Origin of the sequence: Pseudomonas sp. ICMP22404 (assembly GCF_006227205.1) — a bacterium.
In the GTDB taxonomy this organism is placed as follows: Bacteria; Pseudomonadota; Gammaproteobacteria; order Pseudomonadales; family Pseudomonadaceae; genus Aquipseudomonas.
Genome location: NZ_VCNG01000023.1, coordinates 1 through 19,126 on the forward strand (window position 1 = coordinate 1; position 19,126 = coordinate 19,126).

The following is a 19,126-nucleotide window of genomic DNA, read 5'->3' on the forward strand; positions in this document are numbered from 1 at the left end:
CTCCCGCTCAGGCTTCACCTTGCCTTGGCGCTGACGCCAGGCGTAAAAGCTGCTGCGGTTGACTCCAAACGCCCGACAGCAATTGTTAACGCCGTACTGCTCGTCCAGCTCGTTGATCAACGAGAATGATCTTTGGAGTCCAAAAGCAGGAGAGCACTGGCTTTTTTTAGGATTTCAATGTCCAGGTCTTTTTGCCTGAGCAGCGCTTTGAGCTGCTGAATTTCTCGCTGTTCGGCGGTAATTGCCTTGGCCCCCTGCGGAGTGGTGCCCAAACGCTCTTGGCGAACCTGATCAACCCAACGGCGCAATGCGGTAGGGCCAATATCCAGACTGGCGCAGACTTCGGGAACTGACTGGCCTTCGTCCAGCACCAAGCTGGCAGCCTTGAGCTTGAACTCTCGGGAATAAGATTTGCGCATATCCAACACCTCAGATTTGGGCGCCATCATAGCGCCCGATTGAAGTGTCCAAAATCATTAGGCCAGTTCAGGCTCGCTCCCACAGGGGCAATGCGGCGTGTGCCTACTATTTTTTTATCGCACCCTCTGTGGGAGCGGGCTTGCTCGCGAAGGCGGTGGGTCAGTTTGAATCGATGTTGAATTTGATGACTTCTTCGCGAGCAAGCCCGCTCCCACAGAGGTCAGGGACGCCTACTGTGCGTCCAGACGGCACTCTACCGGCAGAGCGGCGACGAACTCACCCACCACCTCCCGGGTCAGGCTGACGATGTCTTCCACCCGTTCCATGCCCGCGCCGGTACGCCAACTGGCAACGATGTCCATCACCGAGGGCAACGGCACGCCAGTCACCAAGGTCAATGTGCCTTGGGCCAATTCGCCCTGTACCAGCGCCGCCGGCATGGCGCCGATGCCGAAGCCGTCGCGAACCAGGCGGGTGATGGCCGAGGCCGAGTTCACGCAGTTGATGCGCGGTGACACGATGTTCGCCGAGTGCAAGAGATTGAGGATGTCCTGATGGGGCCGCGAGTTGCGTGAGAACGTCACGATGCGTTCCTGGGACAGGTCCTCCAGCGAGGCGTATTGCCGGTCATAGACAGAGCCGGTGCGCACCACCCAATGCATCGGATAACGGGTCAGCAGGGCATTGCGCACGCTGTCCAGGCGTAGGATGTCGGTCTGGAAGATGACGTCCTGATAGCCTTTCTCCAGTTGGGAACACAGATTGCTCGCCGTGTCGGCCGATAATTCGATTTCCAGGGCCGGATAGCATTCCATCAGGCGCGTCACCAACGGGCTGAGCCAGGTGTGGATGACCGTATCCATGGCGCCGATGCGGATCCGGCCGCGAACCTGGCGCGGATCCTGGATCACCGCCTTCATGCTTTGCATGGTGTCCATGATGCGCTCGGCGTATTCCAGCACCCGTTGCCCTTCGGAGGTCAGCGACACACCTTTGGAGTCGCGCACGAATAGCCGCACACCCATCTCGTCTTCCAGGGCCGCTATCCGGCTGGAGATGGAGGCCTGGGTGGTGAACAGTTTCTCTGCCGTGAGCCGGAAACTCTTCAGGCGAGCGACCCAGACGAAGGTTTCCAGAAACTTGATATTCACGTTGGCGGCTCTCCGGTACTGAGATTGGCAATGAGTGGATTACTGCGCTTGGACCGCCACATACTGGAGCACCGCTTCAAGCCCCGCGGTATCCGGCACGCTGTCCATGAGCGCGCGAACGTCGCACCACGGATAGTCCAGCGCCGAGACCCACGCCATGACCGGCGCCAGATCGGCTGCCGGCAACGTCACCATGTGCTCGATGGTGATCGTCAGCCCCTCGGCCAGATTGGACTCAGGCTCGAACTGCCAGTCATACAGCCCACAACCGACCCTGACCTCGCCGCTGTGCTTGTCCGACATCGCCACCAGCCATGTGCACTGGAATGCCTTGGCATTCCCGGAAGGCGGGGCGCTCAGGCAAAACGTATAGACGTTTTCGAAGGTCTGGCCAAAGCGCCTGACCAGGACATCGCCAATGGCCTCGCGGCTTTCCACGTGCCCCGGAAAAGAAATCGAGCCGGTGCGCACGACCATGTCCAGCGTGGCATCGGTAGTGAAGGCCTGGTCCAGCAGGTGAGGGCGATTGCCGTCCTTGGCGTTGATGTACTGTTGGATCGATCGTTGAGCCGTGTTCATCGGGTGTCCATATCGGGTTGAAAGGTGCTGTTCTAATAAATAAGGTTCAAGCAACCCAATACCTGTGGGAGCGAGCCTGCTCGCGAAGGCGGTGGGTCAGGCAACTCGATACCGAGCTTGCCGCCGCTATCGCGAGCAGGCTCGCTCCCACAGGGTGTGTGGTTAACCGAGAAGTCTACAAAGCACTATTCCACAAATCCGTCACCAGCATGCAACCCGGTGCGTGGGTGATGCACAGCGGCGGACGGGAGGCCTGGACCACCGATTGCGGGGTTACGCCACAGGCCCAGAATACCGGGATCTCATCCGCCTCGACCGGCACGGCGTCGCCGTAATCGGGTCTGTCCAGGGATTGAATGCCAATCAGCGTAGGGTCGCCGATGTGTACCGGAGCGCCATGGACATTGGGCATGCGACCAGTGATCTGGATCGCCTGGATCGCGGCGGCGGCTTTCATCGGCCGCATGGTCACCACCATTTTGCCGGAGAGCCGGGCGGTGGGGCGAGTGTCGATGTTGGTGCGGAACATGGCGATGTTACGGCCCAGATCAATGTGTCGCAGCCGAATGCCGGCTTCCAGCAACGGTTGTTCGAAGGAGAAGGAACAGCCCAGGGCGAAGGCGACCATGTCGTCCTGCCACAGATGCTCGATGTCCAGCGGTTCTTCGCTCAACTCGCCGTCACGGAAAACCCGGTAGCGGGGCACTTCGTGGCGGATATCGATGGGGTCGCCCAGGTTGCGAAAGTACGGGTCGCCGGGTTCGGTCACGTCCAACAGCGGGCAGGCCTGGCGATTGAGGGTGCAGTAGCGTAGGAACTCGTTGGCCCAATCGCCGGGGAGGATCACGATATTGGCTTGTACCCGTCCCTTGCCCAGGCCGCTGGTGTGCCCCTGATACTGGCCGGCCGCAATGCTCTGGCGCAGGGCGAGGGGGGCGTACTGTTGCAGTTGTTCAAATGACAGGGCGGGAAGGGACATCAGGGTTTCTCCTTGTGGTTGTCGGTCCTTTTTAGAAAACCCAGGCGATGACGTCCAACAAGGAATGTTGCTACCCCGCGACAAATAAAAGTTATTCGAGGGGCACCGGGCCGTTCAGGCCGGGCGCTGCCACCATGCGTTGCGGACCCACATCCAGGGCATATTGACCCACCACCTGGCGGCTCATCTGAACGATGCTCTCGACCAGCTCCAGCCCAACGCCCGCGCGCCAGGAAGCAACGACGTTCAACTGGGGCAGGGACGTGCCCGGCTCCAATTGGATCAGCTCACCGCTCGCCAGGGGTTTGGCCACCAACGCCGCGGGCAGAGCGCCGATACCGAAACCGTCACGAATCAACCGCGTCATGGCCGACACCGAGTTGACGCAACTGACCCGTGGCGCGTTGACCCCCTGGGCATACAGCAGGTTGAGTACATCCTGATGGGGGCGTGACTGCTTGACGAACGTGATGATGCGTTCACTCGCCATCTCGGCCAGCGACGCATAGGGCCGGGCATAGATCGAATGACTGGCGGCGATCCAGTGCATGGGGTAGTGCCCCAATTCGAGGTTGCGCACACTTTCGTGGCGGACCAGGTCGGTCTGGAAAGCGATGTCCAGGTAACCCTTCTGTAGCTGATCGCACAAATTGCGTGCAGCGTCGGCAGTGATTTCGATTTCCACCGCCGGAAAGGCCTGCATCAGCATCGACATCAGGGGACTCAGCCATGTGTGGATCACCGTATCCATCACGCCGATGCGCACCAGGCCTTGCTGTTCGTTGCCGGTGTCCAGGGACTGTTTCAGCGCACGCTGGACCTCGAGCATCTGCTCGGCGTAGTTGAGCACCTTGAAGCCTTCAGGCGTCAGCGACACCCCCCGGGAGTCGCGGACGAACAGGCGCAGGCCCAACTCGTCCTCCAGCGATGCGATCCGGGCGGAAATCGCCGCCTGGGTGCTGAACATCTTTTCGGCGGTCAGGCTGAAGCTCTGCAGGCGTGCCACCCAGACGAAGGTTTCGAGGAACTTGAGGTTCATGACGGGTCTCTTGGTGCGTGTGGTTCTTATGATTGCAATTGTTACTCCAGATCAGGCCATCGAGCGCATCAATTTTTCTTATGTCCGACCGGGCTTTTTTCCCGTTTGACGCTTTCAGAGCGTGGCGCGAAGAATCCACGCCGACGACGCAGCTCACTGCGCCCGTGTCCGAACGACAACGTCTTCACACAAGAATAACGAGGCGCCCGCAGAGCCCCCCGAGAGGGTCCGCTCGCGCCGATAAAAGGAGCACGCATGCAGCATTTCAGATCCTCCCCCCGGATATACGCCCCAATCGGTACGGTGCTTGGCTTGAGCCTGATCGGCGTGCCTGCCGCCCAGGCGGACTTCATCGCCGACAGCAAAGGCAGCCTGGAGGCGCGCAACTTCTACTTCAACCGCGACTTTCGCCAGGAAGGTTCGCGGGACAAGGCCGAGGAGTGGGCCCAGGGCTTCCTGTTGCGGATCGAATCGGGCTACACCGCCGGCACCGTCGGCTTCGGCCTGGATGCCTTGGGCATGGCCGGTTTCAAACTGGATTCGGGTGGCGGTACGGCGGGCACCAACCTGTTGCCGGCGGATTTGTCCGGAGGGTCGCAAGACCGCTACGGCGAACTGGGCCTGACCGCCAAGGTGCGGGTATCCAACAGCACCCTCAAGGCGGGAACGCTGCAGATCAAGGACCCGGTGGTGAGCTCCAACGATACGCGGCTGTTGCCGGCGACGTTCAAAGGTGGACTGTTGAACGTGCAGGAAATCGATCGATTGAAGCTGACCGGTGGGCAGTTCACCCAGATCAACGTCGTCGATTCCACCGATTATCAGGACATGACCGCCAACCGCATCGGCGGCACCAGTGACAAGTTCCAGTTTGCCGGGGCGGACTATCAGTTCCTGCCGAACCTCACGGCGCAGTACCGTTATGGAAAACTGCAGGATATCTACCAGCAGAACTACCTCGGGTTCGTCCACACCCTGGACCTGGGGGGCGGCCAGGCGCTCAAGAGCGACGTGCGCTATTCGCGCAGCACCGAGGACGGCAACTTCCGCAACATCGACAACCAGGCCTTCGGCGCGCTGTTTACTTACAGCCTGGGTGGGCACGCACTGGGTCTGGGTTACCAGCGCATGAGTGGCAACGATCCTTTCCCGTATATCAGCCGTAGCGACCCGTACCTGGTCAACTTCGTCCAGATCGGCGACTTCGCCAACGTCGACGAACGTTCCTGGCAAGCCCGCTATGACTACAACTTCGCCGCACTCGGTGTCCCTGGGTTGACGTTCATGACCCGCTACATTTCCGGTGATAACGTGCAACGTGCCGCGCCGGGGGAGGGCAAGGAGTGGGAACGCAATACCGACATTGCCTATGTCGTGCAGGACGGGACATTGAAAGGACTTGGGTTCAAATGGCGCAACGCCTCGGTGCGCTCGAATTTTGGCAATGACCTGGATGAGAACCGGTTGATTGTCAGCTATACGATGGCGCTCTGGTAGCACTGGGAGTGCAAGGCGCTGTTCCAATGGACAGCGCCCATAACAAGTTAAAAAATATAATCAATTTTTCATGGGGTTGCGGTTTCGGCCACTGATCCAGTGTTCTCAGAAAACGCACCCGTCCGATTGAGTCATTGCGCGACGCAAGCCATTTTTTGCGATTTCCTCCCTGTTTGCTGGCTAAAATGCCACTCATTCGACTGCTGAAAATAAGGAAACTTATGGGTTTCCTTTGTTTTGTTTTTTGTCATACTCCACCTGCGAGTCGGCAGAGGTGCCTGCTTGCCCGGTATTAGTACTGGCTAATAACAATTCCACCAGCAGGAACCCACGCCATGAGTATTCTCGGTCACCACGCTACAGCGGCTCCCACCGAACAACTCGCTACCGCACTTGCACGCATGAAACAGGCCCACCTGGACGAAGGGCCCGCAAGCCTGGCGTTGCGCCGTGACCGTCTTGATCGGGCGATTGCCCTGCTGCTGGATAACCGTGAAGCCATCGTCGCGGCGGTGTCTGCGGACTTCGGCAACCGCAGCCGCGAACAGACTCTGCTGTCGGATATCGCCGGCTCGGTGGCGAGCCTCAAACATTGCCGCGAGCACCTGGCCGAGTGGATGCAATCGGAGACGCATCCGGCTCCGTTCCCCGGTTGCGAGGCGCGGGTCGACTATCAGCCGTTGGGTGTAGTGGGGGTGATCAGCCCGTGGAATTTTCCCATCGTGCTAGCCTTCGGGCCGCTGGCAAGCATTCTTGCTGCCGGCAACCGGGCCATGCTCAAGCCCTCGGAGCTGACCCCGCGTACCTCGGCGTTGATCGACGAGTTGATCGCCCGTTATTTCGACGAGCGTGAACTCTGCACGGTATTGGGCGATGCGCAGATCGGGGCGTTGTTCAGTGCGCAACCGTTCGATCATCTGATATTTACCGGCGGGACGTCAGTGGCCCGGCACATCATGCGTGCCGCCTCCGACAACCTGGTGCCGGTGACCCTGGAACTGGGTGGCAAGTCTCCGGTGTTGGTTTCCCGTAGCGCCGACCTGGCTACCGTGGTGCAGCGGGTATTAACGGTGAAGACCTTCAACGCCGGCCAGATCTGCCTGGCCCCGGACTATGTGTTGTTGCCGGAAGAGTTGCTGGAGGACTTCGTCGGCGAGGCCACTCGTTTTGTCAGCACCATGTACCCAACCCTGCGCGGCAACGCCGACTACACGTCGATCATCAACCCGCGCAATTTCGACCGTCTGCGGGGTTATCTCGCCGATGCCGAGGCCAAGGGTGCGCGACTGGTGGAGATCAACCCGGCGCAAGAAGACCTGAGCGACCGCGAGATCCGCAAGATCGCCCCGACCCTGGTGCTCGATCCCAGTGAGGACATGCAGGTACTGCGCGAGGAAATCTTCGGCCCGTTGTTGCCGATCAAAACCTATCGCGACTTCGCCACGGCCATCGACTACGTCAACGGGCAGCCTCGGCCGTTGGCGGCCTATTATTTCGGCGAGGATGCGAATGAACGCGAGCAGGTGCTGGCGCGCACGACGTCGGGCGGTGTGGTGATCAACGACGTGATGAGCCATGTGCTGTTCGAGGCGCTGCCCTTTGGCGGGGTCGGTCACTCGGGCATGGGGGCCTATCATGGCGTCTATGGTTTCCGTACCTTCAGCCATGCCAAGGCAGTGGTGGTGCAGAGCGCCATCGGTGAGTCCAACCTGGCGATGCGTGCTCCCTACGGCCCGATGATCCATGGCCTGCTCGACCATTTGCTGACGGCCAACTGAGGCCCCGGGAGGCTGACCATGAACCTGTTGCAAACGCTCAAGGCCAAGCTGCTGCGCGCCCTTGCCAAGCGCATGAAAGGCAAATTCATCTACGACGCGGCACGTTATCCGCTGCGCGCGGTAGAGGAACGGCACATCCCGACAGCCTGGGGGCCGGCGCGGGCGTTGTTCTACTGGCCCGATACGTCGCCTGGGGAACCTCTCCCGGTGTACCTGAACCTGCATGGCGGTGGATTCGTCGCTGGAGTGCCGGAGCACGACGACAGCTATTGCCGCCGTCTGGCTCACAACCTGGGTTGCCTGGTGGTCAATCTGGATTATGTCCTGGCGCCCGAGCATCCCTTTCCCGCAGGTTTGCGTCAGAGTTTCGAGGTGTTGGAGTGGCTGGCCGGGCAGGGTGCGACGCTGGGTATCGACCCACAGCGTATCGCTGTCGGAGGACACAGTGCCGGCGGCAATCTGGCTGCCGGGCTGGCCAATCTGGCGCGAGGACATGAGCGACTCAGGGTGGTGCACCAGGTCATAGATTATGCGGCGCTGGACGTCTCCCAGGCTCCTGAACTGAAGCATTCGACGATCGACAAGCCGCTGCTCGGTCCGGGCTTGATGCGCTTCTTTAACCAGTGTTATCTGAGCGACCCGACCCAGGCCCGCGATCCCCTCGTCTCGCCGTTGCTGGCGCCGGTCGAGGCATTACGGGGCCTGCCTGCCGCCACATTGATCACTGCCGAGTACGATATCCTGCGCGCCGAAGGCCAGGCTTATGGGGAGAAACTGCGTCAGGCCGGCGTTGCGGTGAACGAGAGAATGTTCCCAGGCTGCGATCATATGTTCACTCACCTGGGGCCGGATGCTTCTGCGGATGAGGCGTGGCAGTTCATCGAGGATGGGTTGCGCGGGGCTTTTGAGGGGGCGAGGGTGGAAGAGGCTGATAGCGCACTGGTTTAGAGTCTTTGATGACGCTTGTGGCGAGGGGATTTAGCGAAACGTCGCACCGCCCCGCTGGGCTGCGAAGCAGACCCAATACTGGCGACTCAATTAGCATGACACACCGAGCTGTCTGCTTGGGGCCGCTTCGCAGCCCAGCGGGGATGAATCCCCTCGCCACAGGGTACTATGTTGCTTGTTTGATTAACGCTAGCCAGGATCCGTCATGCCTGAAACCTCCCCACAGGCCGTCAAGCGCGGGCGGGGCCGTCCGCCACTGCGCAGTCGCGAGGAACAGATGAATCTGTTGCTCGATGCGGCGGCGCAGATACTCGGCAGTGGCAACTTCGCCAACGTCACCATGGACACCATCGCCCGCGCCACCGGCATCTCGAAGAAAACCCTCTACCAGCTGGTCACGAGCAAGGAAGCGCTGCTCTCGCAATTGGTGGCCCGGGACCTGTCGACGCTCGAGCTGTTGTTGGAAAGCGGTATCGACTGCGCCGAGGGTCTGCTCAGTGAACTGCGCATGTACCTGACCCTATGGGCGCGCCTGACCTTGTCGCCGTTGGCGCTAGGACTCTACTTGATGGCAGTGGAAGGACGTGAGACTGCACCGGACATCGCCAGGATCTGGTATCAGGAAGGCGCCGAGCGATGCCTGGGCCTGTTGCACAGTTGGTTGGACAAGGCAGCGGGCAAGGGGCTTCTTGTTCAGGAGGATGTCGAACCGGCGGTCGAACTGATCGATGCGTTGCTGATCTCGCAACCGCTCAAGCTGTTCACCCTCGGGGTCCAGCAGAGCTGGTCTGACGAACAGATCGGCCAACGGGTGGACGTGGCCCTCGACATGTTTGGGCGTTGCTTCATCCAGCGTGGGCCAGTCCAATAACCTGTGGCGAGGGGATTTATCCCCGCTGGGCCGCGCAGCGGCCCCAAAACTGACGACTCAATTAGCATGACACACCGAGTTGTCTGTTCTTGGGGCTGCTGCGCAGCCCAGCGGGGATAAATCCCCTCGCCACAATGATTTCAATGGTGCCTTGAGCTTGCGTTATTCACCCCCTGAACGCCGCGACAGCCGATACGACAGTTGAGCTCGGGTCAGACCAAGCCGGCGCGCCGCCTCGGAGACATTGCCTTTCACCTCGGCCAGGCAATGGTCGATCATCGTTTCCTCGATCTCCTGCAGTGACAGCCGACTCAGGTCCTTGCCGCCGAACAAGGCCTGGATCGCCTCGTTGCCAGCATGGACGGGCGCGACAGGCGCAGGGGTGGCCGGGTCATTCGGAGCGGCCGCCAATTGGCCCCGGTTGCCAATGGAAAACATCGGCTGGGCCAGGCGTTCGCCACTGGTGAACAAGTGGGCCAGGTCGATGGCCCCGCCATCCGGCGCACTGATCACGCCGCGCTCCACCAGGTTCTGCAGCTCGCGGATGTTGCCCGGAAAGTCATAGGCGAGCAGGGTGTCGGCCGTGCGCGGGGTGAAGCCACTGATCTGGCGGCCATGATGGCGGGTGAAGCGGTGCAGAAAGTGAGTCATCAGCAACGGGATGTCTTCCTTGCGCTCGCGCAGGGGTGGCAGGTGGATCGGGAAGACATTCAGGCGGAAGAACAAGTCCTCGCGAAACTCGCCGCGTTGTGCGGCGGCGCGCAGGTCGACGTTGGTCGCGGCGACCACCCGCACATCGACCTTCAAGGTCCGGCTGCCGCCGACCCGCTCGATCTCACCTTCCTGCAAGGCCCGCAACAGTTTGCCTTGGGCGACCAGGCTTAGGGTGGCGATTTCGTCCAGGAACAGCGTACCGCCATCAGCTCGCTCGAAACGCCCGGCGCGGGATTGGGTGGCACCGGTGAAGGCGCCGCGCTCAACGCCAAACAGCTCTGATTCCATCAGGTTTTCCGGAATGGCGGCGCAGTTGATCGCGACAAAAGGCGCATCGTGTCGCGGACTGATGCGGTGCAGCATGCGTGCGAACATTTCCTTGCCGACGCCGGATTCACCGGTGAACAGCACCGTCGCCTGGGTCGGGGCGACTCGGCGCAGCATGTGGCAGGCTGCGTTGAAGGCCGAGGAGATGCCGACCATGTCGCCGTCCTGGGTCGGTTGCGGATCGGTTTGCGGGTCGGGCGGCGATACGCCCTTGCCGCCAGGGCTGGGAGGTACCGTGCTACGCCCGCTGCTGCTGACGAAAGGTTCCGCTTTCAGGGCGGCCAGGTCTTCTTCGGCATCATCCCATTCTTCAGCGGGTTTACCGATCAGCCGGCAGATGCTGGAACCGGTGGAGCGGCATTCGACCTCGCGGTAAAGGATCAATCGACCGACCATCGCCGAGGTGTATCCGGTGGCATAGCCGGTCTGCATCCAGCACGCCGGCTCGGTGCCGATGCCGAATTGAGCGATGTGCTCGTCATCCTCGCTGGAGTGGTGCCAGAGGAATTCGCCGTAATAGGTGCCCAGGTTCATATCGAATTCGAAATGCACCGGCTCGACTTTAACCGCGCCTTCGATGGCGTGGATGATCGGGCCGGCGGCGAACAGCGCCAGGAAGTCGGCCTCTGGGAAGCGTTCCTTGATCAGTGCCGCATCCCGCGCACCGCAGTGGTAGCCGGTGCGCAGCAGGATGCCACGGGCACGGGCCAGGCCCATGCTTTCAATCATCTCCCGACGAAGCGCGCCGACGCCGCTGCTGTGCATCAACAGCATGCGTGCGCCGTTGAGCCAGATGCGCCCGTCGCCCGGGCTGAACATCAGGCATTCGGTCAGATCCTGAAGCGTAGGGGCGGCGCCGGGCGGCAACTGCTCGCTGGCGCCGCGCACGTGTTTCTTTCGGACTCCGCCGGAGAGTTCGGCCAGGGAGATCAGCTTGTCTGCCATCGGAAATCCTTAATATGAGTAATCATAATCTGCATAGTGCAGCATGAAATTACTGAAATCATCACTTTTTTCGGCGCCCGATTTCCCCCGTCTCACGTCGATATTCACCAAGAATGTCTGTATGCCGCGAGCTTGAGCGGTTGCCCCGTTATTGCCGTTAGATGGCATATCGCTTGCTACAACTAGTTACCGAGCTTAACTAGTTCGGCAATAACAATATGACTTGGCTGCCCGCTTTCATGGGAGGCAGTACGAGCACGAATCGGGAAACCCGTATGAAGCTGACCAGCAAAAGGATCGTCGTGACCGGAGTCTCTTCGGGCATCGGCGCCGAGACAGCCCGAACCCTGCGTGCCCACGGGGCCATCGTGATCGGCATGGATCGCAACGAGCCCAACCTGAGCCTGGATGACTTTGTCCAGGCCGACCTCAGTCACCCCGAGGCCATCGATGCCGCCGTGCGCCGGTTGCCGGAACAGATCGACGGCTTGTGTAACATCGCCGGAGTACCAGGAACGGCCGATCCGCAGCTGGTGGCCCAGGTCAATTACCTCGGCCTGCGTCACCTCTGCGCGGCGGCGCTGCCGCGCATCCGTGCCGGCGGCAGTATCGTCAACGTTGCCTCTATTCTCGGTGCGCAGTGGCCGCAGCGGTTGGAACTGCACAAGGCCCTGGCCCGCACGGAGAGCTTCTTCCAGGGACAAGCCTGGTTGGCCCAGCACCCGGTGCCCCAGGAGAGCTGCTACCAGTATTTCAAAGAAGCCCTGATCGTCTGGAACTACGTGCAGGCCCAGCCCTGGTTCCTGCAAACCTCGGTGCGCATGAACAGCGTGGCACCGGGCCCGGTGTTCACGCCCATCCTGGGTGATTTCGTCAGCATGCTCGGCCAGGAACGTGTCGAGGCCGATGCTCATCGCATGAAGCGTCCGGCCTATGCCGATGAGGTGGCGGCTGCCATCGCCTTCCTGAGTGCGGACGAGTCCCGCTGGATCAACGGCGTCAACCTGCCTGTGGATGGCGGCCTGGCGTCCACCTACATCTGAACGAGGAACCACCGCCTGCGCATTTGCGGGCCGCTCATTGCCGGTCGTTTTCCAGACAACACGTTTCCAAACAACAAGAACAATGAGGAACACCATGCACAACACTCGATGCTACCCGGGCTTCAAGCGTTCCACCTTGGCACTCTCGGTGTGCCTTGCCGGCCTGGCCTCACAGGCTCAGGCCGCACAGATCGATCTGGGCGACAGTGACTGGCGCCTGCGCTGGGACAACACCATCAAGTACAGCCAGGCCTGGCGCTTGCAGGGTGCTGACGACCACCTGACCAACGCCTCCACGGCGGGCGGCTTGTACCCTTCGATCCAGGGCCAGGGCGACAAGAACTTCAGTCGCGGCCTGGTCTCCAACCGGCTGGACCTGTTCAGCGAAATGGACCTGAGTCGGGAAAACTACGGCCTGCGTCTCAGCGGGGCGGCCTGGTACGACGATGTCTATAACAAGGACACCGACGACAGCGCGAATCCACACTTCCTCAGCGATACCCGCGAACTGCACGGGCGCGACGCCGAACTGCTGGACGCCTTCGTGTTTCTGCGCGGTGATGTCGGTGACGCGAGCCAGGGCACCGTACGCCTGGGCCGCCACAGCCTGATCTATGGCGAGAGCCTGTTCTACGGCAGCAACGGCATCGCCGCCGCCCAAGGACCCACCGACGTCGTCAAGCTGCTCAGCGTACCGGGAACCCAATTCAAGGAAATCCTGCGCCCGGTCAATCAAGTGTCCGGCCAGTTGCAGATCAACCCGCAGTTGTCCGTCGGGGCCTACTACCAGTTCGAGTGGGAGCGTTCCAACGTGCCCGGAGCAGGCAGCTACCTGAGCGATAACGACGGCATCGGCAAAGGGGCAGGGGACTGGACCGAGGTGTTTGGCAACACCACCGTCCATGCTTCCGATATCGAGGCCAAGAACTCGGGGCAGGGCGGCATGCAACTGCGTTTCAAACCCGAAGGCACCGAACTTGAACTGGGTTTCTACGCCGCCCAGTATCACGACAAGACGCCAAGTGCGCTGTATGCCTACCTGGACGGTGCGGCGGCCGCCGCCACCGGGCTGCCGATCCTGAGTTCCTATCGCCAGGTCTACGCCGAAGACATCAAGACCGTCGGCGCCAGCTTCTCCACCGCATATGGCCCGTTCAACTTCGCTGGTGAAACCTCGGTGCGCTGGAACGCCCCCCTGGTCAGCAACCTGCAAGTGGTGACACCGGGCACCGCGGCGGACAACAACGGTGATGCGCTCTACGCCAGGGGCAAGACCGCGCACGTGAACCTGTCGACGATCTACCTGCTATCGCCCGGCGCGCTTTGGGACGGTGGTTCGGTACTGGCCGAACTGGCCTGGAACCGTACCCTCAGCGTGACAGACAACCCGGGGGCACTGGACCCCAACACCACCCGGGATGCCACCGCGCTGCGGGTGTTGGCCGAACCGGCTTACTTCCAAGTGGCCGACGGTCTCGACCTGAGCGTACCGGTGGGTTTCGGCGTGGGTCTCGACGGTCGCTCCTCGGCCGTCAGCAAGGGTGGTTTCGGCAACTCCCACGCCGGTGACTGGAGCGTAGGGCTCAAGGCCACTTACCTGCAGCGCTGGGACTTCGGCATCAACTACGTGAACTTCTTCGGCAAGGCTGCGGCAGGGCTGAACGAGGCGGGCAACTTCAGCTATGCGCAATCGCTGGCCGACCGTGACTTCGTCTCCATGTACGTGAAAACCACATTCTAATAAGAGGTTTCATCCCCTATGCAAAGCCAATTTTCCTTGCGTATGTCGGCCCTGGCCATTGCCTTGCTCAGTGCCGGCGCGGTGCAGGCGGCGGTTTCCCCTGATCAGGCCGCACGGCTCAATACGGAACTCACCCCCATGGGCGCCGAGCGCGCGGGCAACAAGGACGGCAGCATTCCGGCATGGACCGGGGGCTATACGACAGTGCCCGCAGGCTACAAGAACGGCGACAAACGTGCCGATCCCTTTGCCGCTGACAAGCCGCTGTACTCGGTCAGCGCGGCCAACATGGCGCAATATGCCGACCAGCTGTCCGACGGCGCCAAAGCCTTGCTGCAGAAGTACCCCGGTTATCGCCTGGACGTCTATCCGACTCACCGCAGCGCCGCTGCACCGCAATGGGTGTACGACAACACCCTGAAGAACGCGACCCGCGCCACTCTGGAAGTGGACTCGGAAAAAGTCAGCGGCGCCTATGGCGGGATTCCGTTCCCACTGCCACAGAACGGTGCCGAGGTGCTATGGAACTACCGGCTGTCCTGGCAAGGGGCTGACACCTTCTATTCACCGTTCGACACCTGGCTGATGACCGCCGGCGGCAAGAAGATCCAGGCCACCCGGGCACGTTTCTGGTATCAGAGCCCTTATTACTTCAAGGACGGCAGTCTTGAAACCTTCGGCGGCAAGTTCCTCATCGGCAAACTGGCCACGGAGCTGCCATCGTCCAAGGCCGGCGAGGGCTTGATGACCCACTGGGACATGGACCCGGGCAAACGCGCTGCCTGGCAGTACCTGGTCGGCCAGCGTCGGGTACGGCGCGCACCGAACATCGCCTATGACACGCCGGACTTCGTCACCTCGGGTGTGGGTTTCTTCGACGAGGCCTTCATGATTTTCGGCCCGACCGACCGTCACGACCTCAAGCTGGTGGGCAAGAAAGAGCTGCTGGTGCCTTACAACAACAACCGTGCGGCCGCGGCGAAGAGCGACGATCTGGTCAAGCCGAACTTCCTCAACCCGGATCTGGTGCGCTGGGAGAAACACCGGGTCTGGGTGGTGAACGCCACGCTCAAGGACGGTAAGCGTCACGTGGTGCCAAAACGCACCTATTACGTCGACGAGGACTCCTGGCAAGTGCTGCTGGTGGACGGTTACGACGCCCAGGGCAAATTGGGTCGTACCAACTACTCGCTGACCCTGCTGGCCCCGGAAATGCCAGCGCTCACCGCGCAGATGTCGTGGGGCAGCTACAACCTGGAGACCGGTGCCTACTTCCTGAACTCCGCGGCCAACGACCTGGATGTCCAGTACCAGAGCTACCCGCGTCCGCCATCTTCGTTCTTCACGCCTGACGCCATGGCCAACGACAGTTCGCGTTGAGTCATTGCCCAGCGCGCCGGAGCCCCGGCATCGGCGCGTTGCGTTTGGATAACTCTTGAGTGGTGGTTGGAGCGGGATATGAACGGTAACTTTTCACTCGGGCGGGCGTTGTCGGCGATCCTGGCGCTGACGGTCTTGCTGATGTCGGGCTGGACAACGGCCAGCCCCCGGATTGCCTTGCTCGACCAGGCGGCACTGCAGAGTGCCAAGGCCACCCACGCCGCGTTGCTGGCGGTGACTCGCGCTGGCGAACGGTTGGTGGCGGTCGGCGAGCGCGGCATCGTCCTGCTCTCCGATGACTCCGGCCAGAGCTGGCGCCAGGCCCGGGTGCCGGTCAGCGTCAGCCTGACGGCGGTGCAGTTCGTCGATGACGAGCAGGGCTGGGCCGTCGGCCACATGGGCGTGGTCCTGCACAGCACTGACGGTGGCGAAACCTGGGTCAAGCAACTCGATGGCGTCGCTGCGGCACAGTTGGCGCTGGTTGCCGCGCAACAGGGCGGCGATGCCAAGCATGTCGAAGACGCCGAACGGTTGGTCGCGGACGGGCCGGACAAGCCGTTTCTCGACCTGTACTTCAGCGACCGTCGCAACGGCTATGTGGTCGGTGCCTATGGTCTGATCCTGCGTACCGTGGACGGTGGCGTGACCTGGAAACCGTGGATGCAGCAGGTGGACAACCCCGAGGGCCTCAACCTGTACGGCATTCGTGCAATGGGGGGCGAACTGTTCATCGTCGGCGAACGGGGTCTGTTATTGCGCTCCAGGGACAACGGCAGCAGCTTCCAGGCACTCGAATCACCCTATGACGGCAGTTTCTTCGGTCTGCAAGGCAGTGCCAGCGGCGAACTGATCGCCTTCGGCCTGCGCGGCAATGCCTTCTGGTCGGGTGACCAGGGGAGCAGTTGGCGGCGTATCGAAACCGGCCTGGAAGTGGCCTTCTCCGCCGGCACTCAACTGAAGGATGGGGCGCTGGTCCTGGCCAGCCAGGCCGGTGACCTGTTGCTCAGTTCCGGTCGAGGAAGCCGCTTGCGGCATCTTTCCGGCCCGGTCGGTACCTCGATCGCCGGTCTGGTGGCCGCCCCGGATGGCAGCTTGATCTGCGTCGGCCTGGGCGGGCTGACCCGCCTCGATCAAGCCCTTGTCTCGGCGCAACGCTGAACCTACTTGCCAGAGCGCTATTTGCACAGCCCATGCGGCCGTATTTGGAGTCCGATGTGAACGACCATAATTCCTCCCTCGAACAGCAAGTGGTGATGGCCCGCCTGGAGGATTTCGATCCGCGTTCCGGCAACCTCGGCGAGCGGGCGATCTTCAATCACCGGCCCTGGGTCATGCTGCTCTGCCTGCTGGTGACCCTGGTGCTGGGTTATCAGGCCAGCAAGATCGGTCTCAATGCCAGTTTCGAGAAGACCATCCCGACGTCTCATCCCTACGTGGCCAACTTCCTTGAACAGCGCAGCGAACTGAGCGGCCTTGGCAACTCGATCCGCGTCGCCGTGGCGGTCAAGGAGGGCACTATTTTCGACAAGGATTACCTCGATACCCTCGCCAAGCTCAACGACGAGATCTACTTGCTGCCCGGTGTCGACAAACCCTATATGAAGTCCTTGTGGACACCGACCACGCGCTGGACCGCCGTGACCGAAGATGGCCTGGATGGCGGTACGGTGATTCCGGATAGCTACGACGGCTCGCCGGCCAGCCTGGAGGAGGTGCGGACCAACGTCGCCCGTTCCGGCGAGATCGGTCAATTGGTGGCCGGCAACTTCCAGTCCAGTGTGATTTTCGTGCCGCTGCTGGAAATCAATCCGGCGACTGGCAAGGCACTGGATGCCGGTGAGTTTTCACGGCAACTGGAAGCCTTGCGCTACAAGTACCAGAACGAGCGTATCCAGATCCACATCACCGGTTTCACCAAGATCATTGGTGACCTGATCGCCGGGCTGGGGCAAGTCTTGCTGTTCTTCGCGGTTGCCGTGCTGGTGACCGTGGCAGTGCTCTATTGGTACACCCGCTGTGCGCGCAGCACGGCATTGGTGGTGCTCTGTTCCCTGGTGGCGGTGCTCTGGCAGATCGGCCTGCTCGCCACCCTTGGCTACGATCTGGATCCGTACTCGGCGCTGGTTCCGTTCCTGGTGTTCGCCATCGGCATGAGCCACGGCGCGCAGAAGATGAACGGGATCATGCAGGACATCGGCCGTGGCACCCACCGGGTCGTCGCGGCACGCTACACCTTCCGCCGTCTGTTCGCCGCCGGCATGACCGCGCTGCTCTGCGATGCGGTGGGTTTCGCCGTGCTGATCGTGATCAAGATCCAGGTGATCCAGGACTTGGCGATCACCGCCAGCATTGGCGTGGCGGTGCTGATCTTCACCAACCTGATCCTGCTGCCGATCCTGCTCAGCTACATCGGCGTCGGTGCCAAGGCCGCTGCCCGCAGCTTGCGGGCGGAAACCGCCGAGTTGACCGCGAACGTCAAGCACCCGCTGTGGAGTTTTCTCGACCTGTTTACCCGGCGTTCCTGGGCCATTGCCGCCTGCCTGTTCGGCCTGGCCCTGGCAGCAGGCGGGTTTGCCGTCAGCCTGCACCTGAAGATCGGCGATCTGGATCCCGGCGCGCCGGAGCTGCGTCCAGACTCGCGCTACAACCGTGATGCAGCGTTCATGACGCAAAACTACGCGGCCAGTTCGGACATCTTCGTGGTCATGGTGAAAACCCCGGAGGACCAGTGCACCCGCTATCCGACCCTGGCCGCGGTCGATTCGCTGGCCTGGCAACTGGAGCAGTTGCCCGGGGTGGAGTCCACCAACTCCATGGCCGCCATGAGTAAAGTCGCGGCCGCCGGGTACAACGAGGGCAACTTTAAGTGGTACGAGTTGATCCCCAACGACGGCGCCCTCGGCGCCGTGCAGACCCGGGCACCGCGAGAGTTGTTCAACCAGGGCTGCTCGCTGCTTTCGCTCTACGTGTACCTGGCCGACCACAAGGCCGACACCCTGGAACGGGTGGTGCAGACCAGCGAAGCGTTCATCGCGCAACAGAAACTGCCGGAGGTGAAGTTCATGCTGGCCGCCGGCAGCGCCGGGATCGAGGCAGCGACCAACATTGTGGTGAAAAAGGCCATGCACGAGATGCTGTTCTGGGTCTACGGCGCGGTGATCCTGCTGTGCTGGGTGACCTTTCGCTCCTGGCGTGCGGTGCTGGCCGCAGTGCTGCCGCTGGTACTCACGTCGATTCTGTGCGAGGCGCTGATGGTCGGGCTGGGCATGGGCGTCAAGGTGGCCACCTTGCCGGTGATCGCCCTCGGTGTGGGCATCGGTGTCGACTACGCGCTCTACGTGTTGAGCATCATCCTGGCGCACATGCGTACCGGTGCCTCGCTGTCCGAGGCGTATTACCGCGCCTTGTTGTTCACCGGCAAGGTGGTACTGCTGACCGGCATCACCCTGGCCATCGCGGTGGCGACCTGGGCCTGGTCACCGATCAAGTTTCAGGCCGACATGGGTATCCTGCTGGCGTTCATGTTCCTGGTAAACATGCTCGGCGCCTTGATCCTGTTGCCGGCGTTGGCTTACTTCCTGTTGCCGCAGAGGTTGTTCGCAAAAAAGCCTGAAGCCTGCGGCGCGTTGCAGGCGGTCGAGGAGGGCTGACGGGGCGGTTCAGCGAGTGTATTCACCGGTGCTATCGATCTGCTTCAGATATAGGATAAGAATA

At 61.6% G+C, this 19,126-nt stretch carries 15 protein-coding genes; 9 read left to right on the forward strand and 6 right to left on the reverse strand.

Annotation, left to right across the window (positions count from 1 at the left end):
* Nucleotides 1-116: 116 nt before the first annotated feature.
* The 5 genes from FGE05_RS27815 to FGE05_RS27840 form a co-directional block, all read right to left on the reverse strand.
* Nucleotides 117-419 carry a transposase gene (locus FGE05_RS27815; RefSeq protein ID WP_257225739.1) on the reverse strand — a complete coding sequence of 101 codons (303 nt, stop codon included), beginning with the start codon at nucleotides 417-419 and terminating at the stop codon, nucleotides 117-119.
* Between the two features lie 231 nt (nucleotides 420-650).
* Nucleotides 651-1,571 carry a LysR family transcriptional regulator gene (locus FGE05_RS27825; RefSeq protein ID WP_139650030.1) on the reverse strand — a complete coding sequence of 307 codons (921 nt, stop codon included), beginning with the start codon at nucleotides 1,569-1,571 and terminating at the stop codon, nucleotides 651-653.
* A 39-nt stretch (nucleotides 1,572-1,610) separates the two neighbouring features.
* Nucleotides 1,611-2,150 carry a hypothetical protein gene (locus tag FGE05_RS27830; protein WP_139650032.1) on the reverse strand — a complete coding sequence of 180 codons (540 nt, stop codon included), beginning with the start codon at nucleotides 2,148-2,150 and terminating at the stop codon, nucleotides 1,611-1,613.
* Between the two features lie 175 nt (nucleotides 2,151-2,325).
* Nucleotides 2,326-3,129, reverse strand: a complete 804-nt coding sequence (locus tag FGE05_RS27835; protein ID WP_139650035.1) for a putative hydro-lyase — start codon at nucleotides 3,127-3,129, stop codon at nucleotides 2,326-2,328.
* 91 nt (nucleotides 3,130-3,220) lie between these two features.
* Nucleotides 3,221-4,168 (reverse strand): LysR family transcriptional regulator, encoded by a 948-nt coding sequence (locus FGE05_RS27840; protein ID WP_139650036.1) that lies wholly within the window; start codon nucleotides 4,166-4,168, stop codon nucleotides 3,221-3,223.
* Nucleotides 4,169-4,423: 255 nt separating this feature from the next.
* On the opposite strand from FGE05_RS27840, the gene FGE05_RS27845 reads away from it, so the two are divergent.
* From FGE05_RS27845 to FGE05_RS27860, 4 genes are all read left to right on the forward strand, one after another.
* A complete protein-coding gene (locus tag FGE05_RS27845) occupies nucleotides 4,424-5,665 on the forward strand; it encodes an OprD family porin (RefSeq protein WP_139650038.1) in 1,242 nt (413 codons plus the stop codon).
* Between the two features lie 335 nt (nucleotides 5,666-6,000).
* Nucleotides 6,001-7,443, forward strand: coding sequence for a coniferyl aldehyde dehydrogenase (locus FGE05_RS27850; protein WP_139650040.1), 1,443 nt, complete (start codon nucleotides 6,001-6,003; stop codon nucleotides 7,441-7,443).
* An 18-nt stretch (nucleotides 7,444-7,461) separates the two neighbouring features.
* Nucleotides 7,462-8,391: an alpha/beta hydrolase gene (locus FGE05_RS27855; protein ID WP_139650042.1), complete on the forward strand. Its 930-nt coding sequence runs from the start codon at nucleotides 7,462-7,464 to the stop codon at nucleotides 8,389-8,391.
* 205 nt (nucleotides 8,392-8,596) lie between these two features.
* Nucleotides 8,597-9,262, forward strand: a complete 666-nt coding sequence (locus tag FGE05_RS27860; protein WP_139650044.1) for a TetR/AcrR family transcriptional regulator — start codon at nucleotides 8,597-8,599, stop codon at nucleotides 9,260-9,262.
* 162 nt (nucleotides 9,263-9,424) lie between these two features.
* Here FGE05_RS27860 and FGE05_RS27865 read toward each other — a convergent pair whose 3' ends face one another.
* A complete protein-coding gene (locus tag FGE05_RS27865; protein WP_139650046.1) occupies nucleotides 9,425-11,248 on the reverse strand; it encodes a sigma-54-dependent Fis family transcriptional regulator in 1,824 nt (607 codons plus the stop codon).
* Nucleotides 11,249-11,523: 275 nt separating this feature from the next.
* Between FGE05_RS27865 and FGE05_RS27870 the strand changes: the two genes are divergently transcribed.
* From FGE05_RS27870 to FGE05_RS27890, 5 genes are all read left to right on the forward strand, one after another.
* Nucleotides 11,524-12,291 carry a coniferyl-alcohol dehydrogenase gene (locus FGE05_RS27870; RefSeq protein ID WP_139650048.1) on the forward strand — a complete coding sequence of 256 codons (768 nt, stop codon included), beginning with the start codon at nucleotides 11,524-11,526 and terminating at the stop codon, nucleotides 12,289-12,291.
* A 94-nt stretch (nucleotides 12,292-12,385) separates the two neighbouring features.
* Complete coding sequence (locus tag FGE05_RS27875) at nucleotides 12,386-14,032, forward strand: DUF1302 domain-containing protein (RefSeq protein WP_139650050.1); 1,647 nt, start codon at nucleotides 12,386-12,388, stop codon at nucleotides 14,030-14,032.
* Between the two features lie 42 nt (nucleotides 14,033-14,074).
* On the forward strand, nucleotides 14,075-15,412 hold the full coding sequence (locus FGE05_RS27880) for a DUF1329 domain-containing protein (RefSeq protein ID WP_373682526.1): 1,338 nt from the start codon (nucleotides 14,075-14,077) through the stop codon (nucleotides 15,410-15,412).
* A 78-nt stretch (nucleotides 15,413-15,490) separates the two neighbouring features.
* On the forward strand, nucleotides 15,491-16,570 hold the full coding sequence (locus FGE05_RS27885; protein WP_139650054.1) for a YCF48-related protein: 1,080 nt from the start codon (nucleotides 15,491-15,493) through the stop codon (nucleotides 16,568-16,570).
* A 95-nt stretch (nucleotides 16,571-16,665) separates the two neighbouring features.
* Nucleotides 16,666-19,062 (forward strand): RND family transporter, encoded by a 2,397-nt coding sequence (locus tag FGE05_RS27890; RefSeq protein ID WP_257225742.1) that lies wholly within the window; start codon nucleotides 16,666-16,668, stop codon nucleotides 19,060-19,062.
* The last annotated feature ends 64 nt before the right edge of the window (nucleotides 19,063-19,126 follow it).